This is a genomic window from Priestia sp. P5_B4 (genome assembly GCF_056400385.1).
The window spans coordinates 1-1,358 of sequence record NZ_JBFULJ010000969.1 but is presented as its reverse complement, the minus strand read 5'-3'; the positions used below and the strand labels follow the sequence as shown (position 1 = coordinate 1,358).

The following is a 1,358-nucleotide window of genomic DNA, read 5'->3' as shown; positions in this document are numbered from 1 at the left end:
CCTTCTATTTTATCTTATGTTGAAGAAGCTAGTAATAAAAATTGTTGCATATTTTCTATTGCTTGTCTAACCATTACCCATGTTTTCAATTAATAGAAAAGAAAGATGAATGCTATAGAACTTTGAATTCGCCAACTTTTCTTTCTTTTGTATCAAACATACATGATAAAAAGGAAGAAAAGCAAATTGTAATATAACATCACATTACGTTATAATATAATTATATTCAAAAGAAAGTATTTAGGAAAGAGGAGGAAAAAGATGAAGCTAAATACTCATAGCTCTACGCCTTTATATATGCAGTTAAAACAGGCTATTACAGAAGATATTAATAAAGGAGTTTATACTCCGGGTGAAAAACTTCCAATTGAAACGGATTTGTGCGATATATACGGAGTAAGTCGGATTACGGTAAGAAAAGCCGTATTAGATTTAGTAGAAGAAGGCCTTCTGATACGTCAGCAAGGAAAAGGAACCTTTGTTCAATATCCAAAAGCTAAGAGAGAGCTGTTTGCCGTTAATGGGCATACAGAGTATATGTCGGAATTAGGGAAAGTACCGCAGACTAAAATTTTGTCTTTTGGTATAAAACCTGTAAAAGCTCATGTGGCAAAGATGTTATCAATCCCTCCAGAAAGTGAAGTCCTTGAACTGCAGCGCATTCTGTATTATGACGACCAGCCTCTTACCTTAGAAATTTCTCACTACTCCTTAGAATTGTTACCACACTTAGATCAGCACGTCCATAATTCAGTTTCAATGTACGATACTATAAAAAACAAGTACAATATTGCTCCGGTTCATAATAAAAAATTATTGAACATGGTATTTGCAAATGTGGATGAAGCAAAACATTTAGAATGTGAAGTCGGAGAGCCGCTGTTTAAAGTGGAAAAAGTGGCGTATGATGCACAAAAAAGACCGATTCATTCATCTTTTCTACACTACCCTGCGAATCGCGTTACGTTCACTATAGACAGTTCTAATTCTTAATAAAATAGCGCCTTTCTTCAAAAGCAAAGGCGCTATTTTATTCATTTTAGAACCATTTCACAGTCTGTATGATATTCTTTTCCATATCCAAATGCTCCGTAATTTTGACAAGTTTGTGATGCCACCAATGATCCATTATGGAGGGCTTTGGCTATGTTTTTTTCTGGTAGATAAGAAGAAAGAAAGCCAGCTATAAAAGAATCTCCAGCCCCAAGCGTATCCACTACATTTGTAGGAATTATAGGCTGTTTAAATAACTGATTTTCGACTGATAATAAAGCTCCCTCTTCTCCTCTTGTCACGCATACGACACTGGTTCCTAACAGGTGTACTCGCTTTATTAAATTCATACACTCTTCTTCTGG

2 protein-coding genes are annotated in these 1,358 nt (G+C 35.1%); one reads left to right on the top strand and one right to left on the bottom strand.

The window, feature by feature from the left end:
• Positions 1-261 precede the first annotated feature (261 nt).
• Positions 262-993 carry a GntR family transcriptional regulator gene (locus tag AC1DRF_RS27955; protein WP_013057106.1) on the top strand — a complete coding sequence of 244 codons (732 nt, stop codon included), beginning with the start codon at positions 262-264 and terminating at the stop codon, positions 991-993.
• 41 nt (positions 994-1,034) lie between these two features.
• Here the strand turns inward: AC1DRF_RS27955 and AC1DRF_RS27950 are convergent.
• Positions 1,035-1,358 (bottom strand): PfkB family carbohydrate kinase (locus AC1DRF_RS27950; RefSeq protein ID WP_477742305.1); only part of this gene is annotated, 324 nt, incomplete at its 5' end.

Bases quoted from the DNA above. Each gene is read 5' to 3' on its own strand.
- AC1DRF_RS27955 (WP_013057106.1), top strand. From the start codon at position 262: ATGAAGCTAAATACTCATAGCTCTACGCCTTTATATATGCAGTTAAAA.